General features: G+C 59.8%; 25 protein-coding genes and 1 riboswitch. Of the genes, 6 read left to right on the forward strand and 19 right to left on the reverse strand.

What is annotated here, in order from left to right; all coding sequences use genetic code 11:
* Positions 1-74 precede the first annotated feature (74 nt).
* Positions 75-1,265, reverse strand: coding sequence for an MFS transporter (locus GBC55_RS00235; RefSeq protein WP_162436097.1), 1,191 nt, complete (start codon positions 1,263-1,265; stop codon positions 75-77).
* 91 nt (positions 1,266-1,356) lie between these two features.
* On the opposite strand from GBC55_RS00235, the gene GBC55_RS00240 reads away from it, so the two are divergent.
* Together GBC55_RS00240 and GBC55_RS00245 are read left to right on the forward strand one after the other, a co-directional pair.
* Positions 1,357-1,896 (forward strand): TetR/AcrR family transcriptional regulator, encoded by a 540-nt coding sequence (locus tag GBC55_RS00240; RefSeq protein WP_162436096.1) that lies wholly within the window; start codon positions 1,357-1,359, stop codon positions 1,894-1,896.
* A gap of 347 nt (positions 1,897-2,243) precedes the next feature.
* Complete coding sequence (locus GBC55_RS00245; RefSeq protein ID WP_162436095.1) at positions 2,244-5,714, forward strand: PAS domain-containing hybrid sensor histidine kinase/response regulator; 3,471 nt, start codon at positions 2,244-2,246, stop codon at positions 5,712-5,714.
* A 53-nt stretch (positions 5,715-5,767) separates the two neighbouring features.
* Here GBC55_RS00245 and rmuC read toward each other — a convergent pair whose 3' ends face one another.
* Both rmuC and GBC55_RS00255 read right to left on the reverse strand, forming a co-directional pair.
* The gene (rmuC, locus tag GBC55_RS00250; protein WP_178114271.1) at positions 5,768-7,132 is read right to left on the reverse strand and encodes a DNA recombination protein RmuC; all 1,365 of its coding nucleotides are present in this window, start codon (positions 7,130-7,132) and stop codon (positions 5,768-5,770) included.
* A gap of 175 nt (positions 7,133-7,307) precedes the next feature.
* Complete coding sequence (locus tag GBC55_RS00255; RefSeq protein ID WP_162436093.1) at positions 7,308-7,631, reverse strand: sel1 repeat family protein; 324 nt, start codon at positions 7,629-7,631, stop codon at positions 7,308-7,310.
* Positions 7,632-8,615: 984 nt separating this feature from the next.
* Here GBC55_RS00255 and GBC55_RS00260 point away from each other — a divergent pair.
* From GBC55_RS00260 to GBC55_RS00270, 3 genes are all read left to right on the forward strand, one after another.
* The gene (locus GBC55_RS00260; protein ID WP_162436092.1) at positions 8,616-8,840 is read left to right on the forward strand and encodes a hypothetical protein; all 225 of its coding nucleotides are present in this window, start codon (positions 8,616-8,618) and stop codon (positions 8,838-8,840) included.
* A 275-nt stretch (positions 8,841-9,115) separates the two neighbouring features.
* On the forward strand, positions 9,116-9,598 hold the full coding sequence (locus tag GBC55_RS00265) for a hypothetical protein (protein ID WP_162436091.1): 483 nt from the start codon (positions 9,116-9,118) through the stop codon (positions 9,596-9,598).
* Between the two features lie 146 nt (positions 9,599-9,744).
* On the forward strand, positions 9,745-11,016 hold the full coding sequence (locus GBC55_RS00270) for an outer membrane protein transport protein (RefSeq protein ID WP_162436090.1): 1,272 nt from the start codon (positions 9,745-9,747) through the stop codon (positions 11,014-11,016).
* Between the two features lie 89 nt (positions 11,017-11,105).
* Here the strand turns inward: GBC55_RS00270 and GBC55_RS00275 are convergent, their stop codons facing one another.
* The 14 genes from GBC55_RS00275 to cobO form a co-directional block, all read right to left on the reverse strand.
* Positions 11,106-11,657 (reverse strand): redoxin domain-containing protein, encoded by a 552-nt coding sequence (locus GBC55_RS00275; RefSeq protein ID WP_162436089.1) that lies wholly within the window; start codon positions 11,655-11,657, stop codon positions 11,106-11,108.
* A 55-nt stretch (positions 11,658-11,712) separates the two neighbouring features.
* Complete coding sequence (locus tag GBC55_RS29760) at positions 11,713-11,835, reverse strand: hypothetical protein (RefSeq protein ID WP_281508176.1); 123 nt, start codon at positions 11,833-11,835, stop codon at positions 11,713-11,715.
* Positions 11,832-13,040 (reverse strand): MFS transporter, encoded by a 1,209-nt coding sequence (locus GBC55_RS00280; RefSeq protein ID WP_162436088.1) that lies wholly within the window; start codon positions 13,038-13,040, stop codon positions 11,832-11,834. The genes GBC55_RS29760 and GBC55_RS00280 overlap by 4 nt, the downstream gene beginning before the upstream one ends.
* 52 nt (positions 13,041-13,092) lie before the next feature.
* Positions 13,093-13,497: a MarR family transcriptional regulator gene (locus tag GBC55_RS00285; RefSeq protein WP_162436087.1), complete on the reverse strand. Its 405-nt coding sequence runs from the start codon at positions 13,495-13,497 to the stop codon at positions 13,093-13,095.
* 114 nt (positions 13,498-13,611) lie between these two features.
* Complete coding sequence (locus tag GBC55_RS00290) at positions 13,612-14,343, reverse strand: adenosylcobinamide-GDP ribazoletransferase (protein WP_162436086.1); 732 nt, start codon at positions 14,341-14,343, stop codon at positions 13,612-13,614.
* A gap of 2 nt (positions 14,344-14,345) precedes the next feature.
* Complete coding sequence (gene cobC, locus GBC55_RS00295) at positions 14,346-14,921, reverse strand: alpha-ribazole phosphatase family protein (protein WP_162436085.1); 576 nt, start codon at positions 14,919-14,921, stop codon at positions 14,346-14,348.
* Positions 14,918-15,973: a nicotinate-nucleotide--dimethylbenzimidazole phosphoribosyltransferase gene (gene cobT / locus GBC55_RS00300; RefSeq protein ID WP_162436084.1), complete on the reverse strand. Its 1,056-nt coding sequence runs from the start codon at positions 15,971-15,973 to the stop codon at positions 14,918-14,920. The genes cobC and cobT overlap by 4 nt, the downstream gene beginning before the upstream one ends.
* Entirely contained in the window at positions 15,970-16,491 is a 522-nt protein-coding gene (gene cobU / locus GBC55_RS00305; RefSeq protein ID WP_162436083.1) for a bifunctional adenosylcobinamide kinase/adenosylcobinamide-phosphate guanylyltransferase, read from the reverse strand. Before cobU ends, cobT begins: the two co-directional genes overlap by 4 nt.
* Before the next feature lie 42 nt (positions 16,492-16,533).
* Positions 16,534-17,985, reverse strand: coding sequence for a cobyric acid synthase (locus GBC55_RS00310; RefSeq protein ID WP_162436082.1), 1,452 nt, complete (start codon positions 17,983-17,985; stop codon positions 16,534-16,536).
* Positions 17,982-18,974 (reverse strand): threonine-phosphate decarboxylase CobD, encoded by a 993-nt coding sequence (gene cobD, locus GBC55_RS00315; RefSeq protein ID WP_162436081.1) that lies wholly within the window; start codon positions 18,972-18,974, stop codon positions 17,982-17,984. The genes GBC55_RS00310 and cobD overlap by 4 nt, the downstream gene beginning before the upstream one ends.
* A complete protein-coding gene (gene cbiB, locus GBC55_RS00320) occupies positions 18,967-19,875 on the reverse strand; it encodes an adenosylcobinamide-phosphate synthase CbiB (RefSeq protein WP_162436080.1) in 909 nt (302 codons plus the stop codon). The genes cobD and cbiB overlap by 8 nt, the downstream gene beginning before the upstream one ends.
* A complete protein-coding gene (gene bluB, locus GBC55_RS00325) occupies positions 19,872-20,522 on the reverse strand; it encodes a 5,6-dimethylbenzimidazole synthase (protein ID WP_162436079.1) in 651 nt (216 codons plus the stop codon). The genes cbiB and bluB overlap by 4 nt, the downstream gene beginning before the upstream one ends.
* Entirely contained in the window at positions 20,519-21,916 is a 1,398-nt protein-coding gene (locus GBC55_RS00330; RefSeq protein ID WP_162436078.1) for a cobyrinate a,c-diamide synthase, read from the reverse strand. The genes bluB and GBC55_RS00330 overlap by 4 nt, the downstream gene beginning before the upstream one ends.
* Positions 21,913-22,524, reverse strand: a complete 612-nt coding sequence (gene cobO / locus GBC55_RS00335) for a cob(I)yrinic acid a,c-diamide adenosyltransferase (protein ID WP_162436077.1) — start codon at positions 22,522-22,524, stop codon at positions 21,913-21,915. Before cobO ends, GBC55_RS00330 begins: the two co-directional genes overlap by 4 nt.
* Positions 22,525-22,604: 80 nt before the next feature.
* Positions 22,605-22,838: riboswitch (cobalamin riboswitch) on the reverse strand.
* Positions 22,839-22,989: 151 nt separating this feature from the next.
* Here cobO and GBC55_RS00340 point away from each other — a divergent pair.
* Positions 22,990-24,303 carry a sorbosone dehydrogenase family protein gene (locus tag GBC55_RS00340; RefSeq protein WP_162436076.1) on the forward strand — a complete coding sequence of 438 codons (1,314 nt, stop codon included), beginning with the start codon at positions 22,990-22,992 and terminating at the stop codon, positions 24,301-24,303.
* 119 nt (positions 24,304-24,422) lie between these two features.
* On the opposite strand, the gene GBC55_RS00345 is transcribed toward GBC55_RS00340, so the two are convergent.
* Positions 24,423-24,962 carry a C40 family peptidase gene (locus GBC55_RS00345; RefSeq protein WP_162436075.1) on the reverse strand — a complete coding sequence of 180 codons (540 nt, stop codon included), beginning with the start codon at positions 24,960-24,962 and terminating at the stop codon, positions 24,423-24,425.
* A 165-nt stretch (positions 24,963-25,127) separates the two neighbouring features.
* The gene (locus GBC55_RS00350) at positions 25,128-25,766 is read right to left on the reverse strand and encodes an NlpC/P60 family protein (RefSeq protein ID WP_162436074.1); all 639 of its coding nucleotides are present in this window, start codon (positions 25,764-25,766) and stop codon (positions 25,128-25,130) included.
* Positions 25,767-25,921 lie beyond the last annotated feature (155 nt).

Below are 25,921 nucleotides of genomic sequence, written 5' to 3' on the forward strand. Positions count from 1 at the left end.
GCGGTCTCCTGTCCTCTGGTGAGGTGGAAGCCATGGTAGAACCGAATCGAATATCTATATAACGGGTAATATCTCTAACTGTTATCTGTTTTACAGATATACGAGCGCTGGCGCATTAACGTGAGCAGTGCGCCCACCGACAGAATAATCAGCACAGCGCCATACCCATCAGTGGTTGCCACCAGACCGAAGGTCCGCGTCAGGTTGCCCGCCAACAACGATGGCAAGCAGAACGCCAGATAACTGAGCACATAAAACGCCGACATCAACCCCGCTCGTTCATGGGGCAGTGCCAGCGGCACGACACTGCGCAATGCACCCAGAAAACCCGCGCCGAAGCCACAGCCCGCCACCAGCGTCCCCACGAAAAACAGCGACAGGCTCGCACTGTGTACGGCGATCAGAATCAACGCGACACCCACCGGCAACAGGCTGGCGCCCAACTGCAGAACCTTGTCGGCAGGACGGTTACGCAAGGTGTAGATCATCAGGGCGCCCGTGACCGTCAATGCGGCGACCGTCGCCCCACCGATCAGGTTCGAAGTCGATCCGGTGGCGGTGCGCACCAGCGACGGTGCCAGCGAGGCGTAAAAACCACCCAGCGCCCACACGGCGATGTCGATGGGCAACACTCGCCATAGCGCACGCCGGGCCTGAGTCGGAACGTGCAAGGTCGGGCGCAGAGAAGCCAATGCACCCGGTTGCCGACTGACGCTTTCCGGCAGCCGCCACACGTACAGGGCCTGCATTGCGAACAGCGCCAGCAGCACCCAATAGGTGAGCTGCAACGGCAGTGGCGCGAATTCGGCCAGCAAGCCGCACCCCATCGCACCCATTGCCATCCCCAGCAGTGGCGCAACGCTATTGACCAAGGGGCCTTGCTGACGATCAGTGTCGAGCAGCGCCGCACTCAGCACTGAGGTTGCCATCCCGGTGGCAAATCCCTGCAGCACTCTGGCGGCGATCAGCCACGCGACACTGTCGGCATTGATAAACAGCAACATCGCAAGCATGTTGAGCAAAACTGCGGCGAAAATGACCGGTTTCCGTCCGAGGAAGTCCGACAGCGAACCGACGGTCAGCAGCGCCACCAGCAAGCTGATAGCGTACACGCCGAAAATTACCGTCAGGGTCGCAGCCGAAAACTGCAGATGTTCCTGATACAAGTGATAAAGGGGCGTCGGCGCGGTGGAAGCCGCCAGGAAACTGAGTAAGGTAAACGCCAGAAACCACAGGCTGGTCTTTTGTGAGGCTGAGCTGGACATGGACTGTCTCCGCAAAAGCTAATATTTTGCTTTTGTGGAGTGTGCTACTGACTAGCCCTTAAAGCAAATTCTTTGTGTTAAGGTCCGATGCATGGCTATTAAAGAAGGTTTACGCCCCGGCGGCCGCAGCGCCCGGGTGCAAGAGTCGATTCACTCGGCGGTCCGCGAACTCCTGGAAGAACAGGAGCGCTCAACCGTGACCGTGCCGCAGATCGCTGCCCGTGCAGGGGTTACCCCGTCGACCATTTATCGGCGTTGGGGCGATTTGTCCGTGTTGCTGGCCGACGTTGCCCTGGCGCGCATGCAGCCGGATGGCGAGCCCGCCAACACCGGCAGCTTGCGCGGTGATGTGCGGGCGTGGGCCGAGCAATATCTGGACGAGATGAGTTCCGAACCCGGTCGCAACATGCTGCGCGATGTTCAATCCAGCCTGACACCCGGTTACTGCGTGACGATCATTGGCGCGCAGTTGCAGACGATTCTGGATCGCTACCCCGATGTGCCGAAGCCAAGCGTCGACCGGCTGATCAACCTGGTGGCGGCGCCGACGGTGTTTCGCATTCTGTTTTCCGAGAAGGCGCTGGAGGTTGAGGAGTTGCACACGTTGCTCGAGATCGCGCTGGATCAGTGACGACGCCATCGCGAGCAAGCTCGGCTCCCACAGTTGACCGCAGCAGTCCCGACTACCAGTCATCCCCCAAAGCTGACCGCACCAGTCCAGACAACCCAGTCATCCCCCAAAGCTGACCGCACCAGTCCAGACAACCCAGTCATCCCCCAAAGCTGAGCGCACCAATCATCTGTGGGAGCCTAGCTCGCTCGCGATGAGGCCTGCAAAAACAGCAGAAAAGCTACCGGCCTGTCTACCCTGCGACACCCCGCCACGCCACGACCTTGGTCGACACTGACGAACCCCCGACATCGTGCGAGACTGTCTGACCGGGCTGGAGTCCCGGGTGTCTTTTGCCTGGAGTTCTCATGTCGCTGTCCAGCGGGCTGATCGCCGCCGTCGCCCTGGCCTATATGGCCATCATGTTCGCTATCGCCTTCTACGGTGACCGCCGCGCCGCGCCGTTGCCACCGCGCGTGCGTGCCTGGGTGTACAGCCTGTCGCTGGCGGTTTACTGCACCAGCTGGACTTTTTTCGGGGCCGTGGGCCAGGCCGCCGAACAACTCTGGTCATTCCTGCCGATCTACCTCGGACCAATCCTGCTGCTGGTCTGCGCCCCTTGGGTCCTGCAGAAAATGGTGATGATCAGCAAACAGGAGAACATCACCTCCATCGCCGACTTTATCGCGGCACGCTACGGCAAATCCCAGTCGCTGGCCGTGGTCGTTGCGCTGATTTGCCTCGTCGGCGTTTTGCCCTACATCGCTTTGCAACTCAAAGGCATCGTGCTCGGCGTGAATTTGTTGATCGGCGCTGGTGCTGACGCGATGGGCGTGCGCGCGCAGGACACGGCGCTGATCGTGTCGCTGGTGCTTGCGCTGTTCACCATCGTGTTCGGTACCCGCAACCTCGATGCCACGGAGCACCACCGGGGCATGGTGTTGGCGATCGCGTTCGAGTCGCTGGTCAAGCTCTTCGCTTTTCTTGCCGTCGGTGCATTCGTGACCTACGGCCTCTACGACGGATTTGACGACTTGTTCAATCAGGCCATGCTTGCCCCGCGGCTGGAGCAATACTGGAAGGAAACGATCAACTGGCCGTCCATGGTGGTTCAAACCGGTGTGGCGATGATGGCGATTATCTGCCTGCCCCGGCAATTCCACGTGACCGTGGTCGAGAACATCGAGCCTCAGGACTTGCGCCTGGCGAAATGGGTGTTTCCCGCCTACCTGGCACTCGCGGCTCTGTTTGTCGTACCCATCGCCCTGGCAGGTCAGATGTTGCTGCCCAGCTCGGTGCTGCCAGACTCGTTCGTTATCAGCCTGCCGCTGGCGCAGTCCCACCCTGCCCTGGCGCTCCTGGCGTTTATTGGTGGCGCCTCGGCAGCGACCGGCATGGTGATCGTCGCCAGCGTGGCGCTGTCGACCATGGTGTCCAACGACATGCTGTTGCCATGGCTATTGCGCCGCAACAATGCCGAGCGTCCGTTCGAAGTATTCCGTCAGTGGATGCTGTCGGTGCGCCGCGTCAGCATCGTGGTGATTCTGCTCCTGGCGTATGTCAGCTATCGCTTGCTGGGCTCTACCGCGAGCCTGGCGACCATTGGCCAGATCGCCTTCGCTGCCGTGACCCAACTGGCCCCGGCCATGCTCGGCGCGCTGTACTGGAAACAGGCCAACCGCCGAGGTGTGTTCGCCGGCCTAGCCGCCGGGACATTTCTCTGGTTCTACACCCTGATCCTGCCTATTGCCGCCCACAGCCTGGGCTGGTCGCTCAACACCTTCCCGGGATTGGCGTGGCTGCACAGCAACCCGCTGAACCTGCCACTGACTCCGCTGACCCAGGGCGTTGTGTTATCGCTGGCGGCCAACTTCACGCTGTTCGCCTGGGTCTCCGTGCTGTCGCGCACGCGGGTATCGGAACACTGGCAGGCCGGTCGTTTTATCGGACAGGAAATCAGCGCACGCCCAAGCGCACGCTCGATGCTGGCCGTGCAGATAGACGACTTGCTGCAACTCGCGGCACGCTTTGTCGGTGAGGAACGCGCTCGTCAGAGCTTCATCCGCTTCGCCTATCGCCAAGGCAAAGGCTTCAATCCGAACCAGAATGCCGACGGCGAGTGGATCGCCCACACCGAACGCTTGCTGGCTGGTGTACTGGGCGCTTCATCGACGCGCGCCGTGGTGAAGGCGGCCATTGAAGGTCGGGAAATGCAGCTCGAGGATGTCGTGCGAATCGCCGACGAAGCCTCTGAAGTCCTGCAATTCAACCGCGCATTGCTGCAAGGCGCGATCGAGAACATTACCCAAGGCATCAGCGTCGTCGACCAGTCGCTCAAACTGGTGGCGTGGAATCGTCGCTACCTTGAACTGTTCAACTATCCGGACGGCTTGATCAGCGTCGGTCGCCCCATCGCTGACATCATTCGCCACAACGCCGAGCGTGGCCTGTGCGGCCCAGGGGAAGCCGAAGTGCACGTCGCCCGGCGCCTGCACTGGATGCGCCAGGGCCGCGCCCACACGTCTGAAAGACTGTTTCCGAATGGGCGGGTGATCGAGCTGATCGGCAACCCGATGCCGGGTGGCGGCTTCGTTATGAGCTTCACCGACATCACCGCGTTTCGCGAGGCCGAGCAGGCACTGACCGAGGCCAATGAAGGCCTGGAGCGTCGCGTCACCGAACGTACTCATGAACTGTCGCAATTGAACGTAGCGCTGACCGAAGCCAAAGGCACCGCCGAGTCGGCTAACCAGTCGAAAACCCGGTTTCTGGCCGCCGTCAGCCATGACTTGATGCAACCCCTGAACGCTGCTCGACTGTTTTCAGCCGCCCTTTCCCATCAGGACGACGGCTTGTCCGCAGAGGCCCAGAAACTGGTGCAACACCTCGACACCTCGCTACGTTCGGCCGAAGACCTGATCAGCGACCTTCTGGACATTTCCCGCCTGGAAAACGGCAAGATAAATCCCGATACAAAACCGTTTGTGCTTAACGAGCTCTTCGACATTCTGAGTGCGGAATTCAAAGCGCTGGCTCGGGATCAAGGTTTGAAATTCCGTGTCAGAGGCAGTTCGCTGCGTGTCGAAAGCGACAGCAAATTGCTGAGGCGAATTCTGCAAAACTTCCTCACCAACGCCTTTCGCTACGCCAAAGGGCCGGTGTTGCTAGGTGTTCGGCGACACAAAGGCGAGCTGAGCCTGGAAGTGTGGGACCGGGGGCCGGGCATCCCGGAAGACAAGCAAAAGGTGATTTTCGAAGAGTTCAAACGCCTCGACAGTCACCAGACGCGTGCCGAGAAAGGCCTTGGGCTCGGGCTGGCGATCGCTGACGGCTTATGCCGCGTTCTGGGACACACCTTACAAGTACGATCGTGGCCGGGACGCGGCAGCGTGTTCAGCGTCCGCGTGCCGTTGGCCCGCACGCAAACGGCAATGCCCGTCAAAGTCGCCGAACTCAACGGTAAATTGCTCAGCGGGGCCCAGGTGCTGTGTATCGACAATGAAGACAGCATCTTGATCGGCATGAACAGTTTGCTGACCCGGTGGGGTTGCCAAGTGTGGACGGCGCGCAATCGTGAAGAATGCGCCGCGCTGCTCAATGAAGGCGTACGACCGCAGTTGGCGCTGGTGGATTATCATCTGGATGATGGTGAAACCGGGACGGACCTGATGGCGTGGCTGCGAACCCGCCTGGGCGAGCCGGTGCCGGGCGTAGTGATCAGCGCTGATGGGCGGCCGGAGACGGTGGCCCAGGTGCATGCGGCGGGGCTGGATTACCTGGCGAAACCAGTGAAACCGGCGGCGCTTCGAGCGTTATTGAGTCGGCATCTGCCGTTGTAAGCCCTAAAAGATCGTCCGAAGGCTCGGGCCGCGATCGGACGATCTTTTGATCTTTATTCTGGCAACTCCGCCAACCCATCCACATCCGTCATCGCCCGTTCCAGCAAATCAGCCGGCAGACTTTTACTCGCCCGCGCGCCCAGCAACTTGAGTTGTTCACTGCGACTCACCAGGTTGCCACGGCCCTCTGTCAGCTTGTTACGCGCCGAGCTGTAGGCTTTGTCCAACTGCTGCAGGCGATTGCCGACTTCATCCAGATCCTGAATGAACAACACGAATTTGTCGTACAGCCAACCCGCCCGCTCGGCAATTTCCCGGGCGTTCTGGCTCTGGCGCTCCTGCTTCCACAGACTGTCGATGACGCGCAGCGTGGCGAGCAAGGTGGTCGGGCTGACGATCACGATATTGCGGTCGAACGCTTCCTGAAACAGCGTTGGCTCGGACTGCAGTGCCGCGGAAAATGCCGCTTCTATCGGCACAAAAAGCAGGACGAAATCCAGGCTGTGCAAGCCGTCCAGCCGTTTGTAATCCTTGCCCGCCAAGCCTTTCACATGATTGCGCAGGGACAGCACGTGTTGCTTGATGGCGATCTGGCCGATGGCATCGTCTTCGGCCGCCACGTATTGCTGATAGGCCGTAAGACTGACCTTGGAGTCGACCACCACCTGCTTGTCACCCGGCAGATAAATGATCACGTCGGGCTGGAAGCGCTCGCCGTCCGGGCCTTTCAGATTGACCTGAGTCTGGTACTCACGGCCCTTTTCCAGTCCTGCGTGCTCAAGCACGCGCTCAAGAATCAGCTCGCCCCAGTTGCCTTGTGTCTTCTGACCCTTCAGAGCGCGTGTAAGGTTCGTGGCCTCGTCGCTCAACCGCAGATTCAACTGCTGCAGGCGCTCGAGCTCTTTGGCCAGGGAGAAACGCTCTCTCGCTTCTGCCTGGTAGCTTTCCTCGACGCGTTTTTCAAAGGACTGAATGCGTTCTTTCAGAGGATCAAGCAATTGACCGAGGCGTTGCTGGCTGGATTCGGCAAAACGCTGCTCACGCTCATCGAAAATCTTGCCCGCCAACTCGGCAAACTGCGCACGTAGCTCGTCTCGCGAGCCTTGCAAGTCATTGAGACGCTGCTGGTGGCTTTCCCGCTGCTCCCGCAGCTCGGCGTTGAGCGAAGCGGTCTGCGCGTCGAGGCGGCGCAAATCAGCCTCTTTGCCGGCACGTTCGATATTCCACGCGTGCGATGCGTCGCGTGCGTCATCGCGTTCGATCTGCAGCAGCTCGACTTCACGACGCAAAGCCGCCAGATCGGATTGCCGCAGGGTGTTGACCTGACTCAAATCACCGATTTCATCGCGACAGGCGTCGAGCTGGGCGTTCAATCCATCCTGCGCCAGCTGGGCTGTGGACAAGCGCTCTTGCAGCAGTGCTACCTCTGACTGAAGGCTGCTCGCGCGACGCTGCAGTTGCCAGGCCAGTACCAATAATGGCAATGCCGCTCCTGCCAGACCAAGCAATATGCTGGTCAAGTCCATAGCCATAGCCACTCCTGCTAATTCGATAAAGCCTGAAGGTTAACCAAGGCGTCAGGTCTTGGACAGCTCAGTCTTCGACCAGGCCCAGCTCGCGCTGGGCGCGTCGATCACCTGCCCGTGCCGCCTGGCGCAACAGGTCCTGGCCTATACGGCGGTCCCGGGCGTTGCCACATTCCCGGCACATCAACTGGCCGAGGCGGCTTTGCGCCGCCACGATACCTTCGCGCGCCGGTTGCTTGAGCAGGCGTCCGGCAAAATGTTTGACGTTGGTGTTTTCACTAAGGCGCGGGCTGTCCAGTAACCACTCGGCCACACGCATTGAAAAGCGTTTGGGTGGGGTAACAGCTGTGGGTGGAGTGGTTACGGAAACTGATACTGAACGAAACTTCATAAAACACTGTAGGGCAGATCGGAAGGCGCGCCACTCTACTCTTTTTTTCCTACAGGTAAAGCCTAAAAAAACCCGGCACGCCCGTCCTAGAGCAAGCGCTCGGGACAATCCACAGAAGCTGTGGATAAGTCAGTGGACAACCGCCCTTGAACTCTTGCAAACCCCTGTGGAATGGGGCTCGCAGTCAAACTGACGATTTTTTCACCAGTAAAAAAAAGCGATGTTTTTCATTGACTTAAATTTTGGTTACAGGCACCCACTGCGTTTGAAGGCCAGATGACAGCGGGGTGACAACGTTCGCAACTAATGTGCACAAGTACCTGCAAGGCGGTTATATCGGTGCGCTTTTTTGACGCATTTTGATGGATGATGCTGGGGATAACCCTCGGTTTACCGTGCGTCATGCTGATTCAAGCTGGCTGCAAAACGACGCACCAGCCGTCGGATGATGGGCTATGGGCCTGCGCAATCACGCAAATCAGCGTCCGCCTGCCCCTTTTCAATGCGCCAATGGCAATCTTTTTTGCTAACACACTTCCATTCTCAAATTCAATCCGTTAGTATCCGCGGCGTTAGTACCAAGCTGAAAGTCAATTCTGGTCGAACAAATCCCCCCGGTCAGCCTTCCCAAAGGAAGCCTCCACCGAACAAGCGGGATCGACCACCTCGATGGTTTCCAGGTAAACCTTGTGTCAACACAGCCTTTGAATCAAAAGCAAAGGGTGTTGCCAAGCTCACTTACTCTGACCGAACCAGCCTGCAAATTGATCAGGATCTTCACCCCGGGCCCAGAACCTTTGCCCTTGATGTGTTGCCTGCCCTCCTAAGTACCTACCTGCCAGCCCAAGCGCGCCAATTATCAGCGCTTCAAACTGGCTGCTTTGTTCCAGTCGGGTTCTTCGTTCGACCAACGGTGGTCGTCGTCACTGGAACGTTTTAATTTTGCACGGCTCTTATCCGTGTCGCTTGTAGGAACACCCAATAATGACTACTCAAATCCACACCCAAGATGCAATTCGCACCTTAACCAACGCTTTTGCACCAATGAACTGCCTGATCATGGCCGCTCGCAAAGGCTGCTTCAGCTTCACTCTGGTGAACGAACACGGCATCGCTCGTCACAGCGAACGCCTGTACCCCGATCAATACTCCAGCGCAGAACCGCTGCAGGCCGTGATCGACCGTACTCGTCAGGCACTGGTTGCCTGATACGCCAGAAAGGCTGAAAACCTCAAAAGCCCTGCTTCAATAGCGGGGCTTTTTATTGCCTGATATTTCCCTTTCTACCGCCTGGGCCTAAGTACTAACCGATATAACGGTTATAACTCGTCGCCGGAAATATTTTAAAAACAGTCCTTTACAGCGCGAATATGACACTACACTTCAACTCAAGCGGCGTGATCCGCTTCCGGCGAGCCTGAGTCGACTCACTGCTGCCAAGGCCCCTTCAGGCATCGCCGCCCACTTCATGTTTCGAGGGCTTTATGGGTATCGCTGCCAGCGAACTGTGCCGTTATGTGATCCGTCCGACCCTGCTCTACCTCGGACGTCATAGCGCAACTGCCGAATCCCTGTTGCTGGGCATTGCCGCCAGCCAGTCTGCCCTCGGATCCGCTCTTCATGACCGCCGCGGCCATGGCCTCTACCGAATCGCCGAACCCCGTCATCAGGCGCTCTGGGACCATTACCTGGCCCTGGATCCGGAACGCGCCAGCCTGGTAAGAGGCCTGGCGAGTCAACACGCTTTCCTGAGCAGCCCGCACCTGGAACTGACCGTCAACCTGCGTTACGCCACTGCCATCGCCTGGCTACTGGTCGAAGAACAAAACACCTCGCTCCCCGAAGCAGACGACCTGCTGGGAATGGCCCGAATCTGGCGCCAAACCTTCCAGCCCCAAGGACGCCTGAGAGACTTCACCTACGCCTGGCAAACTTGTGTTTCAACTTTGAATCAGGTCGCCTGCTGATCCGCCCATTTCAAAAGATCGCACAACAGGTCGCGAATCTGGTCGGATTGTCCTACAAAACCGCTCTAACTCAAGCGATACAGCCTATAGCGCTGGGACGAAAATGTTGGTAATTTTCGCCCCGGTGATCACCAGGAGTTCTAATAATGAAAAAAGCAATGCTCAAAACCACCCTTAGCCTCGCCGTTACCTTGGCATCCACCCAGATCTTTGCAGCTGGCTTTGCCATCAACGAACAAAGTATCAGCGGGATGGGTACAGGTTTTGCCGGGCGATCTTCCTCTGCCGATGACGCAAGCACCATTTTTGGCAACCCTGCCGGCATGTCGCGCATCAAGCGCGAACAAGTCACCGGCGGCGCTGCAATGCTCGACGCACACACCGATATCAGCAACGCCAGCTCCAGCCCGAACAGCGGCAGCAACAAAGGCGACATGGTGCCCTTCATCGCCGTACCTATGGGCTACTACGTCAAGCCAATCGACGACCATTGGGCAGTCGGTGTGGGCGTCTATGCTCCATTCGGCCTGGTGACCGACTATGAGCAAGGCTTCGCTGGCCGTTACTTCGGCAGCAAGAGCGACGTTAAAATCGTGACCCTGCAACCGACTGTCAGCTACGCCTTCAACGACAAGGTGTCCATCGGTTTCGGTCCGACCATCAACCGCATCGACGGCAAGCTGGAATCGAACCTGTCGATCACCCAGGCCGCGCCAGATGGCGAAGTCAAGATCAAGGGTGACGACACCGCGCTGGGCTACAACATCGGCGTGCTGGTTCAAGCCACCGACAGCACCCGCCTCGGCCTGACTTACCACTCGAAAGTGAAGTACAAGCTCGAAGGCAACACCAAGGTCAATTACAACGTCCTGGGCCTGATCGGTCAGAACCCTAGCCAGAAGTACGATGCCTCCCTGGACCTGACGACGCCTGAGTCGGTGGACTTCTCGGTCACGCACAAGCTGGATGACCAGTGGACCCTCTACGCAGGCAGCACCTGGACTCGCTGGAGCCGCCTGAAAGAGATCACCGTTGAAAACAGCGGCGTTCCAGCGGTCCTCAATGGTCAATTCGGGACCATCACCGAAGAACAGAACTGGCACGACACCTGGGCTCACGCCATCGGCGCGTCCTACCAGTTGAACAAGCAATGGGTACTGCGTACCGGCCTGTCCTTCGACCAGGCACCGACCAACAACGAAGACCGCTCCCCACGCATCCCGACTGGCGATCGCAAGATTTTCAGCCTGGGCGCTGGCTGGAGCCCGACCGACGACCTGACCATCGACGTGGCGTACTCGTACCTGCGTGAAGAGGCGGTCAAGGTCAACAACAGCAACGACCGTGGCCAGACTTACAACGCCAAGTACGAAAACTGGGCGAACGGTTTCGGTGTGGGTGCAACCTACCGCTTCTGATGATTCACGGCGAACCTGAACGGCTCGCTACCTGAATCAAAAAAGCCCCGCTCTCTGGTTCAGAGGCGGGGCTTTTTAGTGGGTGGCAATCAGGGTTGCGAAGCCAGGGCTTTCTCCACCGCAGCAATAAATTCCGGATCATCGGGCTTGGTCAGGCTGGAGAAATTGGCGATCACCTTGCCCTGGCGATCGACCACATACTTGTAGAAATTCCACTTCGGGGCGCTGGTCTGTTCGGCGAGCACCTTGAACAGATGAGTCGCATCGGCGCCACGGACGTTCTGCGGTTCGGTCATGGTGAACGTCACGCCGTAGTTCACGTAGCAGACCTTGGCGGTCTCGGCACCGTCCTTGGACTCTTGCTTGAAGTCATTGGAAGGAACGCCGATTACCTCCAGGCCTTGCGCCTTGTAACGCTGATTCAACGCCTCAAGGCTTTTGAATTGCGGGGCGAACCCACAGAAGCTTGCGGTATTGACCACCACCAAAGGCTTGCCGGCAAAGCGCTGGCACAGGTCGATTGATTCCTTGGCACGCAGTTTCGGCAACGAACCTTGCAACAGTTCCGGACATTCCGCCGCTTGGGCCACACCACAAAACGCAACCAATAACGCGGGAACTGCAAGCCAGCGCATCTGCATAACCGTGCATCCTTGAGAAGATCGTCAGGACGAAGTTACTCGTCCTGACGCCCTGCTAGCAAGCGCCCATGCCCAACTGCATCAGCGCCAGCCCACTCTGATGCCAACCCCACCACACCAGTGCCAGCAGCAACGCGCCAGCGCCCACCAGGAGTATGCATGGCCAGAGCCTGTTCATAGCGCACTCAGTTGGGTTTGCAGGCGCGCCACCGGCTGCTCACGTACGGGCCAATTCAGCGCTGCAGCCAACAGGCTCAAGAGAATCGCTACCTGCCAGATCAAGTCATAGCTCCCGGTCCGGTCATACACCACCCCGCCCAACCAGCCTCCGAGGAAGGAGCCCAACTGGTGAAAGAGGAAAACAATCCCTCCGAGCATGGACAGGTTTCGCACACCAAACAAGGTGGCCACGGTGCCGTTGGTCAACGGAACGGTCGACAGCCACAGGAACCCCATCGCCATGCCAAACAAGTACGCGGACGTCGTGGTCACCGGCGCCCACAGGAACAGCCCGATCACCACGGCCCGTAACAGGTACAAACCGGTCAGCAAACGGGGTTTGGACATCCGTCCACCCAGCCATCCGGCAGTGTAGGTACCGAAAATATTGAACAGCCCGATGAGCGCCAACACCGTAGTGCCGACGGTGGCAGGCAGGTGCTGGTCCACGAGATACGCCGGCAGGTGCACGCCGATGAACACGACCTGGAAACCACAGACAAAAAAGCCAAACGCCAATAGCCAGAAACCGGAATGGGAACAGGCCTCGCGGAGCGCTTCAGCGAGGCTTTGCTCATGACCCAACGTCGGCAGCGGTTTGTCCTTGAGCATGCTCACCAGCGGCACGATCAGCGCCACCAGCAGCCCCAGCACCAACAATGCCGCGGACCAGCCAAGCCAGCCGATCAATCCCAGGGTACCCGGCAACATGGCGAACTGACCGAAGGAGCCGGCAGCACTGGCGATGCCCATGCCCATACTGCGCTTCTCTGGTGGCACCGCGCGCCCGACCACGCCGAGAATCACCGAGAACGACGTGCCCGAGAGACCGATACCAATCAGTAACCCGGCACTCAGGGACAAGGTCACTGCCGAGTCGGACAGCCCCATGCACACCAGACCCACCGCGTACAAAATGCCGCCGATGAGCACCACCTTCGCCGCACCAAACCGATCAGCCAGGGCGCCGGTGAAAGGCTGCGCGAGCCCCCAGATCAAATTCTGCAAGGCAATGGCGAAGGCGAACGTTTCACGCCCCCAGCCGAACTCGGCACTCATCGGCGCGAGAAACAGCCCGAAGCCGTGCCGCACGCCCAGCGATAACGCCAGGATCAGCGCACTCCCCAACAGAACCCAACCACACGTACGCCACATCGATGTCATTCTTGTTCTCCGGTCGCGGGTATATACCCGCTTAAGACTGAACAAACTGGCCTCAAGCCAGTTCATCCAGCAATTTCAGCAAGACTTCACGCTTCTCGGCGCCCAGACGATCAACCAGTCGCTGCTGTGCCGCTTCCCAGGCCGGAAGGGCCGCTGCGAGGCGCTCAGCCCCGGCATCGGTGAGCCTGACGATGCGATTGCGCATGTCCTCGCCCTCAACCAGCATCACCAGGCCTTCCCCCTCGAGCACCCGAAGGTTGCGCCCCAACGTGCTGCGATCAAGGCCCATGGCTTCAGCCAAAGTGGAAATACTCGGCTGATCGAGGCGCTGCAGATTGCACAGAAGAGAATACTGGGCGACGTTGATCCCGAAGCCATCGAGAGCGCCGTCGTAATGCCTGCTGACGCCACGAGCGGCGCGACGCAGGTTGATACATAAACATTGGGAGTCGAGCATGATGCGTGTATATACCCGCGAGTCAGTTAAATCAAGTTACACATGAGGTTGGGATAGAAAGACCCCAACCTCGTTTCACCCGACAGTGCCTACAAAACGGCCAGCACGTCAGTCTCAGATCAACACGATGCCGACCAACACTGCAACCTCAAGCAGCTCCAGCATCGCTCCCGCCGTATCCCCCGTCGCCCCACCCAATCGCCGCAACATCACCTGTCGCAGCCAGACAAACACCAGCGCAGCCAGCACCACCGCAACAACGCCACTCAAACCCGCAATCAGTACGCAGGCCAACGCACTGAGCGCCAGCACACGCTTACCGGCCAACCCGGGCAAATGATCGGCCAGCGCCTGCCCCAATCCGCCTGCACGCACATAAGGCGTGGTCAGGAACAACCCCAGCAATGCGGCTCGACCTATCAGCGGAACGATGATCAGGACAATGCCGTGATGCTGTTCGATCAATGCCAGCAACGCAGCGAACTTGAGCAGCAACACCAGCACCAGTGTCACCACGGCAATCGGCCCGCTTCGCGGGTCCTTCATGATCGTCAGAGTGCGCTCTCGATCACCGAATCCTCCGAGCCATGCGTCGGCGCTGTCAGCAAGGCCATCGAGGTGTAAAGCGCCGCTGAGCGACACCCAAATCGTCAGCAACAATGCGGCGTGAAGCAACAGTGGCGTACCGAGCAAAAGCCCGTTCATCGCCCACAAAATCACACCAAACAGCAGGCCCACCAGCGGATAGAAAAGCAGCGACCGCCCGAGTTCCTGCGGCGCCGGCATGCCCGGCAGACGAATCGGCAAGCTGCTCAGGAACTGCAAGGCAATCCAGAAGGGCAGCATCTTCAGCTCGCTTCCCGCAACAAACCGTCTGCCTCGACCGCCAGCGAAAACAACGCGCCGTGCCCGACTTCAACATTGAGCAATTGCTCGCGCGGTAGTCCCCGGGCCTGAGCCAGCAACAAACGCATGACGCCTCCGTGACTGATCAACAACACCCGCTCCCCCGCATAAGTCGCGTGCAGACGCTGGACTGCCGCCAATACCCGCGCCGAAAAGTCCACGACGGGCTCGCCCTGAGGCGGCGTGAACGAATAAGGGTCAGCCCAGAACTGGCCCAACGCTTCGGCGTCGGTCTCCATCAGCGCCAAGGCACTTTGCCCTTCCCAGGCACCGAAATGCAGCTCCTGCAGATCTTTTTCCAGCTGCACCGGCAAACCCAATTGCGCACCGAGTTCGTTGGCAAACCGCGCGCAACGCTGCAACGGCGAACTGATCAGACGGTCCCACGGACCTTGCTCGATGACGGCCCCGCGCATCTGCGCCCAGCCCGTGTCAGTCAACGCATCGTCGAGACTGCCGCGCAAGCCGCCGCCGAGTTCGGTTTCCCCGTGACGCAACAGATCAAGCCGCAAGGTCATGCCGGACGGTCCGCAACGGCGGCTTCGGCGAAAGTCGCCATCTGGCCGTGGAGGTCACAGGCCAGACGCAGCAACGGCACCGCCAACGCCGCACCACTGCCCTCGCCCAGGCGCAAACCGAGATCCAGTAGCGGTTCAGCACCCAGCGCTTCCAGCACATGCCGATGCCCCGGCTCGGCGCCACAATGACCGAACAACAGCCATGGACGAGATTGCGAGTTCAACCGCACCGCCACCAACGCAGCGACACTGCAAATGAAACCGTCTACCAGCACTGCAACGCCTTCCTGCGCACACGCCAGATAGGCGCCGACCAGTGCGGCGATTTCGAAACCGCCGAGGTTGTACAGCGTCTGCAACGTATCGCCACGCTGAGCATTGTGCAACGCCAAGGCGCGCTCGATGACCTGTGCTTTATGGCTGACGCCCGCTGTGTTCAGCCCGGTGCCCGGCCCGGTGAGGTGCACCACCGGGCAATCGAGCAGCGCGCAGGCCACCGCACTGGCTGAAGTGGTGTTGCCGATGCCCATTTCGCCACCAATGAACAATTGCGCACCCGCCGCCAGTGCTCGCTGCGCACTGTCGCGCCCCGCCTGCAGGGCAAGTTCACCCTGGGTTTGAGTCATGGCCGCTGCTTCAACAAAATTCGCCGTACCGGGACCAATGTTCAAATGGCGCACGCCGGTCAAATTCAGCGCCGGATTGATGGTGCCCAGATCCACCACTTCCAGCGAAGCGCCCAACTGCCGCGCCAGCACACTGATCGCCGCGCCGCCGTTGACGAAGTTGTGCAGCATCTGCCCGGTCACTTCCTGGGGAAAAGCAGACACACCTTCGGCAACCACACCGTGGTCACCGGCAAATAGGGCGATCCACAGGTGATCGAGGGTGGGTTTGACCTGCCCCTGCATCCCCGCCAGCTGCACCGCCACCGACTCGAGACGACCGAGGGAACCCGCGGGCTTGGTCAGCTGCTGTTGCCGGGCCTCAGCCTGTTCGACGCTCTGGGCGTCGATGGACTTGCAAGGGTTCAGCCACCAGGATTGAGTCATAACGCGGTTCCTTTCAAAGTCAGGGGCAGACCAGCGACAGTCAGTACGACGCGCTGACAGCGTTCGGCCAAGGCCTGATGCAGCCAACCGGCTTCATCGACATAGCGACGCGTCAATTCGCCGAGCGGCACGACGCCCATTCCGGTCTCGTTGCTGACAAAAATGATTTCACCCGGCAGCGACGCCAGGCAATCCAGCAGCGCTTCACGCTCGACCGTCAGCCGCTCGGCATCGTCGAGCATCAGCAGATTGGTTAGCCACAGGGTCAGGCAATCGACCAGCAGGCAGCGGTCAGCACCAGCGGTTTCACGCAGCACGCGAGCGAGCTCGAGGGGTTCTTCGATCAGCGCCCAATCGGCTGGACGACGGGCGCGATGATGGAGCACCCGTTGGCTCATTTCACCGTCAAGAGGCTGGCTGGTAGCGATGTAGGTCACCGCCAGTTCGCTGTCAGAGGCGAGCTTTTCGGCCAGACGGCTTTTGCCGGAGCGGGCACCGCCGAGGATCAGTTGCAGCATGGTTTATTCCTTGAAATCGTCGATGAGGCCGGCCTGGTGAACTTAGAAACCACAGAGCTCGCGCAACAACCGGGTATCCAGATGCTTCTCCACAAGATCCGCCAACCGCTCGATATCCCGCTCACGCAACCCGTGATAATCCACGTCCTGCACCTCCTCCAATCCCGCCCAGCGCAGCAGCGCACTGCAGGCCGCCGGGGATTCGAACAGACCATGCAGGTAGGTGCCAAACACCTGCCCGTCAGCACTCTGCGCACCGTCGCAGCGACCATCGTCGAGCTGCACCGCAGCGTTTTCCAGCGCCGTTCCGGTGGTCACCCCGGCATGAATTTCATAACCACTGACGACAGCGTCTTCCAGCATCAGACGCCCGCGCACATTGCGCAGTTGCTTCTCTTCTTCGAGCTGGGTTTCGAACGCCAGCAACCCCAAACCGGCACTGGAACCCGGCGCGCCCTCGAGGCCCAGCGGATCATGCACCTGTTCACCGAGCATCTGCAGGCCACCACAGATCCCCAGCAATTTCCCGCCATAACGTAGATGCCGGGCGATAGCGGTGTCCCAGCCGTTGGCGCGCAGGAACGCGAGGTCACTGCGCACGCTTTTCGAGCCGGGGAGAATGATCAGGTCAGCGGGTGGAATCGGTTGGCCGGGGCCAATGAACTGCAGATCAACCTGGGGATGCAGGCGCAGCGGGTCGAAATCGGTGTGATTGCTGATGCGCGGCAGAACCGGCACCACGACTTTCAACACCTGCTCTGCCTTATCGGTCTGACGCTGGTCGATGCCGTCTTCGGCTTCCAGGTGCAAGTCCATCACATAGGGCAGCACGCCGATCACCGGTTTGCCAGTGCGCGCCTCCAGCCAGTCCAGGCCGGGCTGCAACAACGCAATGTCACCGCGAAATCGATTGATGATGAAGCCCTTCACACGCGCCTGTTCGCTGGCGGACAGCAATTCCAATGTGCCCACCAGATGCGCGAAAACGCCGCCACGGTTGATATCGGCGATCAACACCACCGGGCAATCGACCGCTTCGGCAAAGCCCATGTTGGCAATGTCGCCGGCGCGCAGATTGATCTCGGCCGGCGACCCCGCCCCTTCCACCATCACCACCGGATACGCCGTGCTCAAGCGAGCATGGGAGGCGAGTACGGCTTGCATGGCGATGGCTTTGTAGTCGTGATAGGCGACGGCATTCATGGTCGTCACCGCCCTTCCATGGATGATCACCTGGGCGCCGGTGTCGCTGTTGGGTTTGAGCAGCACCGGGTTCATGTCGGTGTGGGGTTCCAGATGGGCAGCCTGTGCCTGCACCGCCTGCGCACGCCCGATCTCGCCGCCATCGGCAGTCACTGCACTGTTCAACGCCATGTTCTGTGGCTTGAACGGCACAACACTTACACCCTGGCGCACCACCCAACGACAAAGCGCCGTCACCAGTGTGCTTTTACCGGCATCCGATGTGGTGCCCTGCACCATCAACGTAGTCATTGCGTTTCCTTGACGAAGGCTTGGAGCGATTGCTCCAGCCGGACCCAGTCCGCTTCATCCGCGGGCAAACCGAATCGCAGGCTGCTGTTGTGGGTGAACAACCGCAGCAGAATGCCGCGCCGGGCCATGAATTCATGCAGCTCTGCAGCGCGCTCGATCATCAACCACTGGAACAGCGCGCAACCGCCATGGGGCGCAAAACCATACTGTTCAAGCAACTGCGCCAGGCGTTTGCCTGCTTCGTCCGTGCGTTTACGCTGGCGAGCATGACCTTCGGTATCCCGTAAGCACGCCTGACCGAGCACCCGGGTCGGTCCGCTGACCGCCCACGGCCCCACCTGCTCCGCGAGTAATTTGAGCAGCTTTCGCTCGGCCAGGACGAACCCCAGCCGCACACCGGCCAGACCGAAAAATTTGCCGAAGGAGCGCAATACGATCAATCCGACTTGATGGGCGTACGGTGCCAGGCTTAGATGAGGTGTGTTGTCCATGAACGCCTCGTCCACCACCAGCCAGCCCCCGCGCTGTGCCATTCGCGCATGCCAGTCGAGCAAGCGATTGGGCGTCAGACTCAATCCTGTGGGGTTATTCGGGTTGACCACCACCAGCACATCCAGATTGTCGATATAGAAGTCGACCTCCTGTTCAAGTACCTCGCGCACGATATAGCCGCTGCGGCGCCACGCTTCGGCATGCTCGGCGTAACAGGGCGACAGCACCCCGACCTTGCCGGAGCGACGTAAACGTGGGAGCAGCTGGATCGCCATTTGCGAGCCGGCTACGGGCAGCACTTGAGTAGCCCCGTAATAATCGCAGGCTGCCTGTTCGAGACCATCATCAGTTTCGGGCAAGCGTGCCCAGGCCCGCAAAGGGATCTCCGGGACCGGAAACGGCCAGGGCGCGAGCCCACTGGACAGGTCGAGCCAATCCGCTTCGGCGATGCCGTACTCGAGCGCCGCCTTGCGTAAACGGCCACCATGTTCAAGCATAAAATTCAGCACCCACGCAGAGAATCAACAGCCACAACCATACCCCGCGCTGGACCAATTGCCAGCCTCGATCAATGGAGTCGGCACTCGCTGGCTCACCTTCACCCAGCGACGGACGCTGATGCAATTCACCGTGATAGATCGCCGCCCCGCCCAACTCGACCCCGAGCGCGCCAGCACCGGCCGCCATCACCGGACCGGCGTTGGGACTGTCCCAGGTCGGCCCTTGGGTGCGCCAGCATTTCAACGCCAGTCGGGTTTTCCCCAACAGCGCGTAAGTCAGGGCGACCAGCCGCGCCGGAATGTAATTGAGGACGTCGTCTATCTTCGCCGCCGCCCAGCCAAAGCGCTCGAAGCGTTCGTTGCGATAACCCCACATGGCGTCCAGGGTGTTGCTCAAACGGTAGAGCACCACGCCCGGCGCGCCGGCCACGGCAAACCAGAACAGCGCAGCAAACACCGCGTCACTGCCATTTTCCAGTACGGATTCTGTCGCGGCGCGAGCGACTTCGGTTTTATCCAGTTCGCTGGTCTGGCGACTGACCAGATACCCCACGCGTTTGCGCGCTTCTTCCAGATCATCGCTGCGCAGGGCCTTGGCCACGGGCTCGACATGCTCGCCGAGACTGCGCATGCCGAGTGCGCAATAAAGCGCGAGAATCTCCACGATCCAACCGACATAAGGCGCCCAGGAAAACGCCGTGGCCAACAAGGTCAGCGGCAGCACAGCGATTACCCAGGCGGTCACGCCATGGCTGCGCCAGCCGCGTCCACCACTGTTGAAACGTTGCTCGATGCGGTCGGCAAATCGGCCGAACGCCACCAGCGGATGCCAGCGTTTGGGTTCACCCACCAGCGCATCCAGCGCCACGGCGGCGACACTCAACAACGCCACACTCATTGATTCACTCCCCACACATTTTCATACAGCAATTCGCTCAGCGGACGCGCCTGCGCCCAACCTTCGAGCACCAGCATTGGCGCCAGATAAAACGCTTTCACCGGGCCCAGGCACAACACGGCAACCGGTTTGGCGCCTTCGGGCATGTCCAGCAAATCCGCCAAGGCCTGGGGTTCGAACAGCGACACCCAGCCCATGCCCAACCCTTCGGCACGAGACGCCAGCCACAGGTTCTGGATCGCGCAGGACACTGAGGCGAGGTCCATTTCCGGCAATGTCCGACGGCCGAAAATATGCCGTTCGCGATCGTCCATCAGCGCGGCAACCAGGACTTCGGCACAGTCGTTGATGCCTTCGACTTTAAGCTTCATGAATTCGTCGGTGCGCTCGCCTAGGGCTTCGGCAGTGCGAATGCGCTCGTCTTCCACCAGCGATTGAATCTGGCCACGCAAGGCCCGGTCGCTGATGCGAATGAAACGCCAAGGCTGCATCAAGCCGACACTGGGCGCCTGGTGGGCGGCCTGTAGCAAGCGTTGCAGCTGTTCGGGCTCGACGGTCCCACCGCTGAAGTGGCGCATGTCGCGGCGTTCGGCGATGGCTCGATAGACTGCATCGCGTTCGGCTTCAGAAAATGTGTTGTCGGTCATGGCCTGTTCGCTGGCAAGCCAGCTCCCACAGGGAGCAGGTGATCAACTGTGGGAGCTGCGGTGCGACGACTCGACCTGCCAGCGATGGCTACTTCACGGTCAGGCGCAAACAGCGCAGCAATCGCGGACGGATTCGACGGAAAGTAAAAATGCACGTAAGAAGCCGTCATCCGCCCCTCACGATAAACCGCCTCGGCGCCGCGCCCACCGTTCGGGCTCAGCCCACGGGCGATCGGCTGCAGCTCGGTGCTGGTCAAAGAGTGGTGATAGGTATGCCCGCGCAGTGAGCCTTCGGGCAAATCGACCGCTTGCAACGCCAGCGCGGCCAGACGCTTTTGCATCACTGCATCTCCCGCCAACAAGCCGACCAACTCGGCGCGCGTGCCATCGACATCGGTCAATGAATCGAGCAGGTACAGCATGCCACCGCACTCGGCCAGCAGCGGTTTACCAGCGCTATGATGAGCACGAATCGCATCCATCATCGAGGTGTTCTGAGACAGCGCCACATGGTGCAATTCCGGATAACCGCCTGGCAGATACAGGCTGTCCGCTTCGGGCAACTGGGCGTCCCGGATCGGCGAGAAAAACAGCAACTCGGCACCCATGGCCCTCAGTAAATCCAGGCTCGCGCCATAGGTGAAAGCGAACGCTTCATCACGGGCCACGGCAATCCGCACGCCCGCCAGCAAAGGCTCGGCGACGATCACATCCGGCGCAGCAAATTCCACGGCCGGGGGCAACGCGACTTCGCAACTGCCGGCCAGTGCATCGGCGGCGGCATCGAGGCGCAGATCCAGGTCGTTCAATTCACCCGCTTGCACCAGGCCGAGATGCCGGCTCGGCAATTCGATCCCGGTTTCCCGGGACAATGCGCCGTACCAACGCAACCCTTCCGTCAGGCTGCCTTCGAGCAATTGCGCATGGCGCACCGTACCGACCCGATTGGCCAATACGCCGGCAAACGGCAAGTCCGGCTGATAGCGCGCCAGCCCCAAGGCCAGCGCACCAAAGGTCTGCGCCATGGCCGTGCCGTCGATCACGGCCAGCACCGGCACACCGAAATGCCGCGACAGATCGGCACTGGACGGAGTGCCGTCGAACAGCCCCATGACGCCTTCAATGAGGATCAGGTCTGCCTCACCCGCGGCTTCCCACAGGAGCCGACGGCTGTCCTGCTCGCCAACCATCCACATGTCCAGTTGATAGACCGGCGCACCGCTGGCGCGCTCGAGAATCATCGGGTCCAGAAAGTCCGGGCCGCACTTGAACACCCGAACCTTGCGCCCCTGATTGCGATGCAAACGGGCCAGTGCAGCGGTGACGGTGGTCTTGCCCTGACCGGACGCCGGCGCGGCGATGAGTACCGCGGGGCAATGACGGGGTTGATTCACAATTCGACGCCTTTTTGCGCTTTGATCCCGGCCTGGAACGCATGCTTGATCACGCCCATTTCAGTGACGGTGTCAGCCAGTTCAATCATTTCCGGCTTGGCACCGCGCCCGGTTACCACCACGTGCTGCATCGGCGGGCGGGCCTGCAAATCGCTAAGTACCTGATCGAGGTCTAGATAGCCGTGCTTGAGCGCGATGTTCAACTCGTCCAGCACCACCAGACCAATCGACGGATCGCGCAACAATTCACGAGAAACTGACCACGCCGCTTCGGCAGCAGCAATATCACGCTGGCGGTCCTGGGTTTCCCAGGTGAAACCTTCGCCCATCACATGAAAACGCACCTGCTCCGGAAAGCGGCGGAAGAACAGTTCTTCACCGGTGCTGTTACGCCCCTTGATGAACTGCACCACACCACACTGCATACCGTGCCCCATGGACCGGGCAAGCATGCCGAACGCCGAGCTGCTTTTGCCCTTGCCGTTGCCGGTGAGCACCAGCAGCAGGCCGCATTCATTCGGGGAGTTGGCGATGCGTTCGTCGATCACGGCTTTTTTGCGCAACATGCGCGCCAGGTGGCGTTCGTCGCGATCAGGGGTATCAGTCATGGGGAAGCTCTCCGTTGGGGCTGGATAACGGCGGGCAGGCACAAGAATAGACGGCAAAAAGCCTGGCATCGCCCACCGTGATGCCGCTGGATGGATCAGGCCGGTCTCCGGGCTCATGAGCGGCTTGACGCCGAACTGCGCGCCTTCCCATGCCGATAATCGACACAGTGGCACAAGGCGCAGTTTTTACTCATTTACCGTTGCGGGGGCAGCGCCGGGATCGCGAAGCTTCGTGCAACAAAGCGATCACTCACCGGCTTCCCTGTTTCACTCTGTCGACGACGTCACAGAGCACCTGAAACAAGCCGCGAAGGTTAGAGGGTTGGGGGTGGAGCGTCAATTAAAGACGGGACTTGTCTGCGCGATTAACTGCCGCAGATCGTTTGATTGATTGTGCCCTGTTGAACCATCGCACATTTGCGCTTCTCTACTGATCAGGTCAATGCATTCAAAGGGAAGATCAGCATGCGCAAACCCCAGTTCGTTCTCGTCATCGCGCTCGCCGGAGGTCTCGTCGCCTGCGGTGAGACCTCCAGCCTGCAAGTCTCCGACGGCACCGGTCCGTCACCGAAGTTGCCAGAACCGAACAAGACCCTGATACCGACGGTGAACATCGCCCCGGCCGTTGGCTGGGCTGACGGTGCCAAACCGACAGCCGCGGCCGGCACTCAGGTGGCCGCATTTGCCGAAGGGCTCGATCACCCACGCTGGCTCTACGTGCTGCCCAATGGTGACGTGCTGGTGGCAGAAACCAACGCGCCGCCAAAACCCGATGATGGCAAAGGCATAAAAGGCTGGGTCATGAAGACCGTCATGGGACGCGCGGGGGCCGGCGTCCCGAGTCCGAATCGCATCACGCTGCTGCGGGACAAGGATCACGACGGCATCGCTGAAACCCGCACCGTGTTTCTGGAGAACCTGAATTCGCCCTTCGGCATGACCCTGGTCGGCAATGACCTGTATGTCGCCGACACCGACCGCTTGTTGCGTTTCCACTATGCAGACGGTGACACGGCGATCAAATCGCAACCGATCAAAGTGGTCGACTTGCCGGGTGGCACGCTGAACCACCACTGGACTAAAAACGTTATCGCCAGCAAGGATGGCAGCAAGCTTTACGTCACCGTAGGCTCCAACAGCAACGTCGCGGAAAACGGAATGGACAAGGAAGAAGGTCGCGCGGCCATTTGGGAAGTGGATCGCGCGACCGGCAATCACCGGATTTTCGCTTCGGGCCTGCGCAATCCCAACGGCATGGCATGGGAACCGAATAGCGGCGCGTTGTGGACCGCGGTCAACGAGCGTGACGAAATCGGCAGTGACCTGGTGCCGGACTACATCACCTCGGTCAAGGACGGTGCCTTTTATGGCTGGCCGTTCAGCTATTACGGCCAGCATGTAGACGTTCGCGTTGAGCCACAAAACCCTGATCTGGTGGCCAAGGCAATTGCTCCAGATTATGCGGTAGGCCCACACACCGCCTCCCTCGGCCTGACGTTTGCGCAAGGCAACACGCTGCCAGCCCAGTTCAAGGAAGGCGCGTTCATTGGTCAGCACGGCTCATGGAATCGCAAGCCGCACAGCGGTTACAAAGTGATTTTCGTGCCGTTCAGCGCAGGCAAGCCTACTGGGCAGCCGATCGATGTGCTGACTGGCTTCCTTAATGAAGACGAAAAAGCCATGGGCCGGCCAGTGGGTGTGGTGATCGATCAGCAGGGTTCATTGCTGGTGGCAGATGACGTAGGAAACAAGGTTTGGCGGGTGTCGGCAGTTAAATAAGGTCAAAAAAAATCGCAGCTTTCGGCAGCTTCCGGGGACGTAGGTTCGTCCATTCAGATGCTGCAGACAGCTGCGATTTTTCTATCCAACGTAATCTTTTTGGGCGCAACGGACGTCTGTTACGGATTGCGTGCCAGGTGTTCCGGCTGCAGGACTCGCTTGGCGCTCAGGTATGCCTTCTGCCAATAAGCCTTGGACAGGCTGTCCAGCTTCACCGTACCGCCAGTGGCTGGCGCATGAACGAAGCGGCCTTCACCCACATAGATCCCGGCATGGCTGACTTGGGAACCACCGTTGGTGGCGAAAAAGATCAGATCCCCGGTTTGCAGACCTTCCTTGCCCACGCTGGCGGCCTGCATGCCGATCATCTCGCGGGTGGTACGCGGCAGGGTAATACCGGCGACATCATGGTAGACGTAGCCAATCAGTCCACTGCAATCAAACCCCGAGTCCGGCGTGTTGCCGCCCCAGCGATAAGGCGTTCCCACCAGGCCCAACGCACGAAACAGCACGTCTTCCGCCTCAGGCGAAAAAGGTTGGGCAGGGCCAAATACGATGGGAGCGCGAATAACCGGCGCGGCTGGCGGTGGAGTGCGGCTGGCGCAAGCGCTGAGCAACGCTGCGAAAAGCAAGAGGGTGAGGCGGGCCGACGTCGTCATAAGCAGAACATCCTGATCTGGCTGCGGCTATTCCCACCGGAAAGGCAGAAAAGAAAACCGCCTGCGCGTAACGCAGGCGGTTTGCCATCAATAATAGATCAGGATTCTAGACGCTATACGGCAAACTTCAAGTAAGACTTTAAGTTCACCTTACAAACTGTGAGCTTACTTGCGCGCCGTGACCACAGTTGGAGCCATCGCGAGTGCGCGCTTGGCTTCAATGAAGGTTTTGCTCCAGTAGCTGTCGCCCAGGCTATCAACCCGAACACCACCGCTGCGGCGGCTGCTGGAGTGGATGAACTGGTCATCGCCCAGGTAGATACCGGCATGGCTGACGCGACCGCGACGACCATTGGTGGCAAAGAACAGCAGGTCACCTGGCTTGAGATTGTTACGCGAGACCAGCGGAGCATCAACGTTGATCATTTCGCGAGTGGAGCGCGGCAGGTTCATGCCGGCCTCTTCACGAAACAGGTAGCCGATGAAACCACTGCAATCGAAACCGGCTTCAGAGGTACCGCCGAAACGGTAACGGGTACCGATCAGGGACATGCCGCGTTCGAGGATGCTGTCGGCCAGAACCGGAAGCTGGTACGACTTGCCATCAGCAAAGGTCGCCAGTTCTTTTTCGGTGGCCATCTCTTCCAGGTATTGAACGGAAGAAGCTTGGGCGGTGATAGTGTTTTTGAACTGCTGCTGCTGTTGCTGCTGTGACGTCTGCTCGGAAACTGGAGAGTGAGCAGCGCAACCGAACAACAGGGTAACGAGTGCGAGAGGCACGAGGGGTGCGAAGCGATTTAGCATGGGCACGACCGTGGCTGATAGTTGTAAAGAAGCCGAGACTATGCCCGCTATCATCCTCATTTGCAAATTCAATCGAACTTTATGTGACTTTTCGGTTTCGCGTTTACATCTAAGCGCTAAAGCCCCATTTAGACACTCTCGCAGCCTGCAACGCG

The sequence above is a fragment of the Pseudomonas sp. TNT3 genome (assembly GCF_010095445.2).
GTDB lineage: Bacteria > Pseudomonadota > Gammaproteobacteria > Pseudomonadales > Pseudomonadaceae > Aquipseudomonas.

Excerpts from the sequence above, each read along its gene's own strand:
- GBC55_RS00235 (WP_162436097.1), bottom strand. The coding sequence starts at position 1,265 with ATGTCCAGCTCAGCCTCACAAAAGACCAGCCTGTGGTTTCTGGCGTTT.
- GBC55_RS00240 (WP_162436096.1), top strand. The coding sequence starts at position 1,357 with ATGGCTATTAAAGAAGGTTTACGCCCCGGCGGCCGCAGCGCCCGGGTG.
- GBC55_RS00245 (WP_162436095.1), top strand. The coding sequence starts at position 2,244 with ATGTCGCTGTCCAGCGGGCTGATCGCCGCCGTCGCCCTGGCCTATATG.
- GBC55_RS00255 (WP_162436093.1), bottom strand. The coding sequence starts at position 7,631 with ATGAAGTTTCGTTCAGTATCAGTTTCCGTAACCACTCCACCCACAGCT.
- GBC55_RS00260 (WP_162436092.1), top strand. The coding sequence starts at position 8,616 with ATGACTACTCAAATCCACACCCAAGATGCAATTCGCACCTTAACCAAC.
- GBC55_RS00265 (WP_162436091.1), top strand. The coding sequence starts at position 9,116 with ATGGGTATCGCTGCCAGCGAACTGTGCCGTTATGTGATCCGTCCGACC.
- GBC55_RS00270 (WP_162436090.1), top strand. The coding sequence starts at position 9,745 with ATGAAAAAAGCAATGCTCAAAACCACCCTTAGCCTCGCCGTTACCTTG.
- GBC55_RS00275 (WP_162436089.1), bottom strand. The coding sequence starts at position 11,657 with ATGCAGATGCGCTGGCTTGCAGTTCCCGCGTTATTGGTTGCGTTTTGT.
- GBC55_RS29760 (WP_281508176.1), bottom strand. The coding sequence starts at position 11,835 with ATGAACAGGCTCTGGCCATGCATACTCCTGGTGGGCGCTGGCGCGTTG.
- GBC55_RS00280 (WP_162436088.1), bottom strand. The coding sequence starts at position 13,040 with ATGACATCGATGTGGCGTACGTGTGGTTGGGTTCTGTTGGGGAGTGCG.
- GBC55_RS00285 (WP_162436087.1), bottom strand. The coding sequence starts at position 13,497 with ATGCTCGACTCCCAATGTTTATGTATCAACCTGCGTCGCGCCGCTCGT.
- GBC55_RS00290 (WP_162436086.1), bottom strand. The coding sequence starts at position 14,343 with ATGCTGCCCTTCTGGATTGCCTTGCAGTTCCTGAGCAGCTTGCCGATT.
- cobC (WP_162436085.1), bottom strand. The coding sequence starts at position 14,921 with ATGACCTTGCGGCTTGATCTGTTGCGTCACGGGGAAACCGAACTCGGC.
- cobT (WP_162436084.1), bottom strand. The coding sequence starts at position 15,973 with ATGACTCAATCCTGGTGGCTGAACCCTTGCAAGTCCATCGACGCCCAG.
- cobU (WP_162436083.1), bottom strand. The coding sequence starts at position 16,491 with ATGCTGCAACTGATCCTCGGCGGTGCCCGCTCCGGCAAAAGCCGTCTG.
- GBC55_RS00310 (WP_162436082.1), bottom strand. The coding sequence starts at position 17,985 with ATGACTACGTTGATGGTGCAGGGCACCACATCGGATGCCGGTAAAAGC.
- cobD (WP_162436081.1), bottom strand. The coding sequence starts at position 18,974 with ATGCTTGAACATGGTGGCCGTTTACGCAAGGCGGCGCTCGAGTACGGC.
- cbiB (WP_162436080.1), bottom strand. The coding sequence starts at position 19,875 with ATGAGTGTGGCGTTGTTGAGTGTCGCCGCCGTGGCGCTGGATGCGCTG.
- bluB (WP_162436079.1), bottom strand. The coding sequence starts at position 20,522 with ATGACCGACAACACATTTTCTGAAGCCGAACGCGATGCAGTCTATCGA.
- cobO (WP_162436077.1), bottom strand. The coding sequence starts at position 22,524 with ATGACTGATACCCCTGATCGCGACGAACGCCACCTGGCGCGCATGTTG.
- GBC55_RS00340 (WP_162436076.1), top strand. The coding sequence starts at position 22,990 with ATGCGCAAACCCCAGTTCGTTCTCGTCATCGCGCTCGCCGGAGGTCTC.
- GBC55_RS00345 (WP_162436075.1), bottom strand. The coding sequence starts at position 24,962 with ATGACGACGTCGGCCCGCCTCACCCTCTTGCTTTTCGCAGCGTTGCTC.
- GBC55_RS00350 (WP_162436074.1), bottom strand. The coding sequence starts at position 25,766 with ATGCTAAATCGCTTCGCACCCCTCGTGCCTCTCGCACTCGTTACCCTG.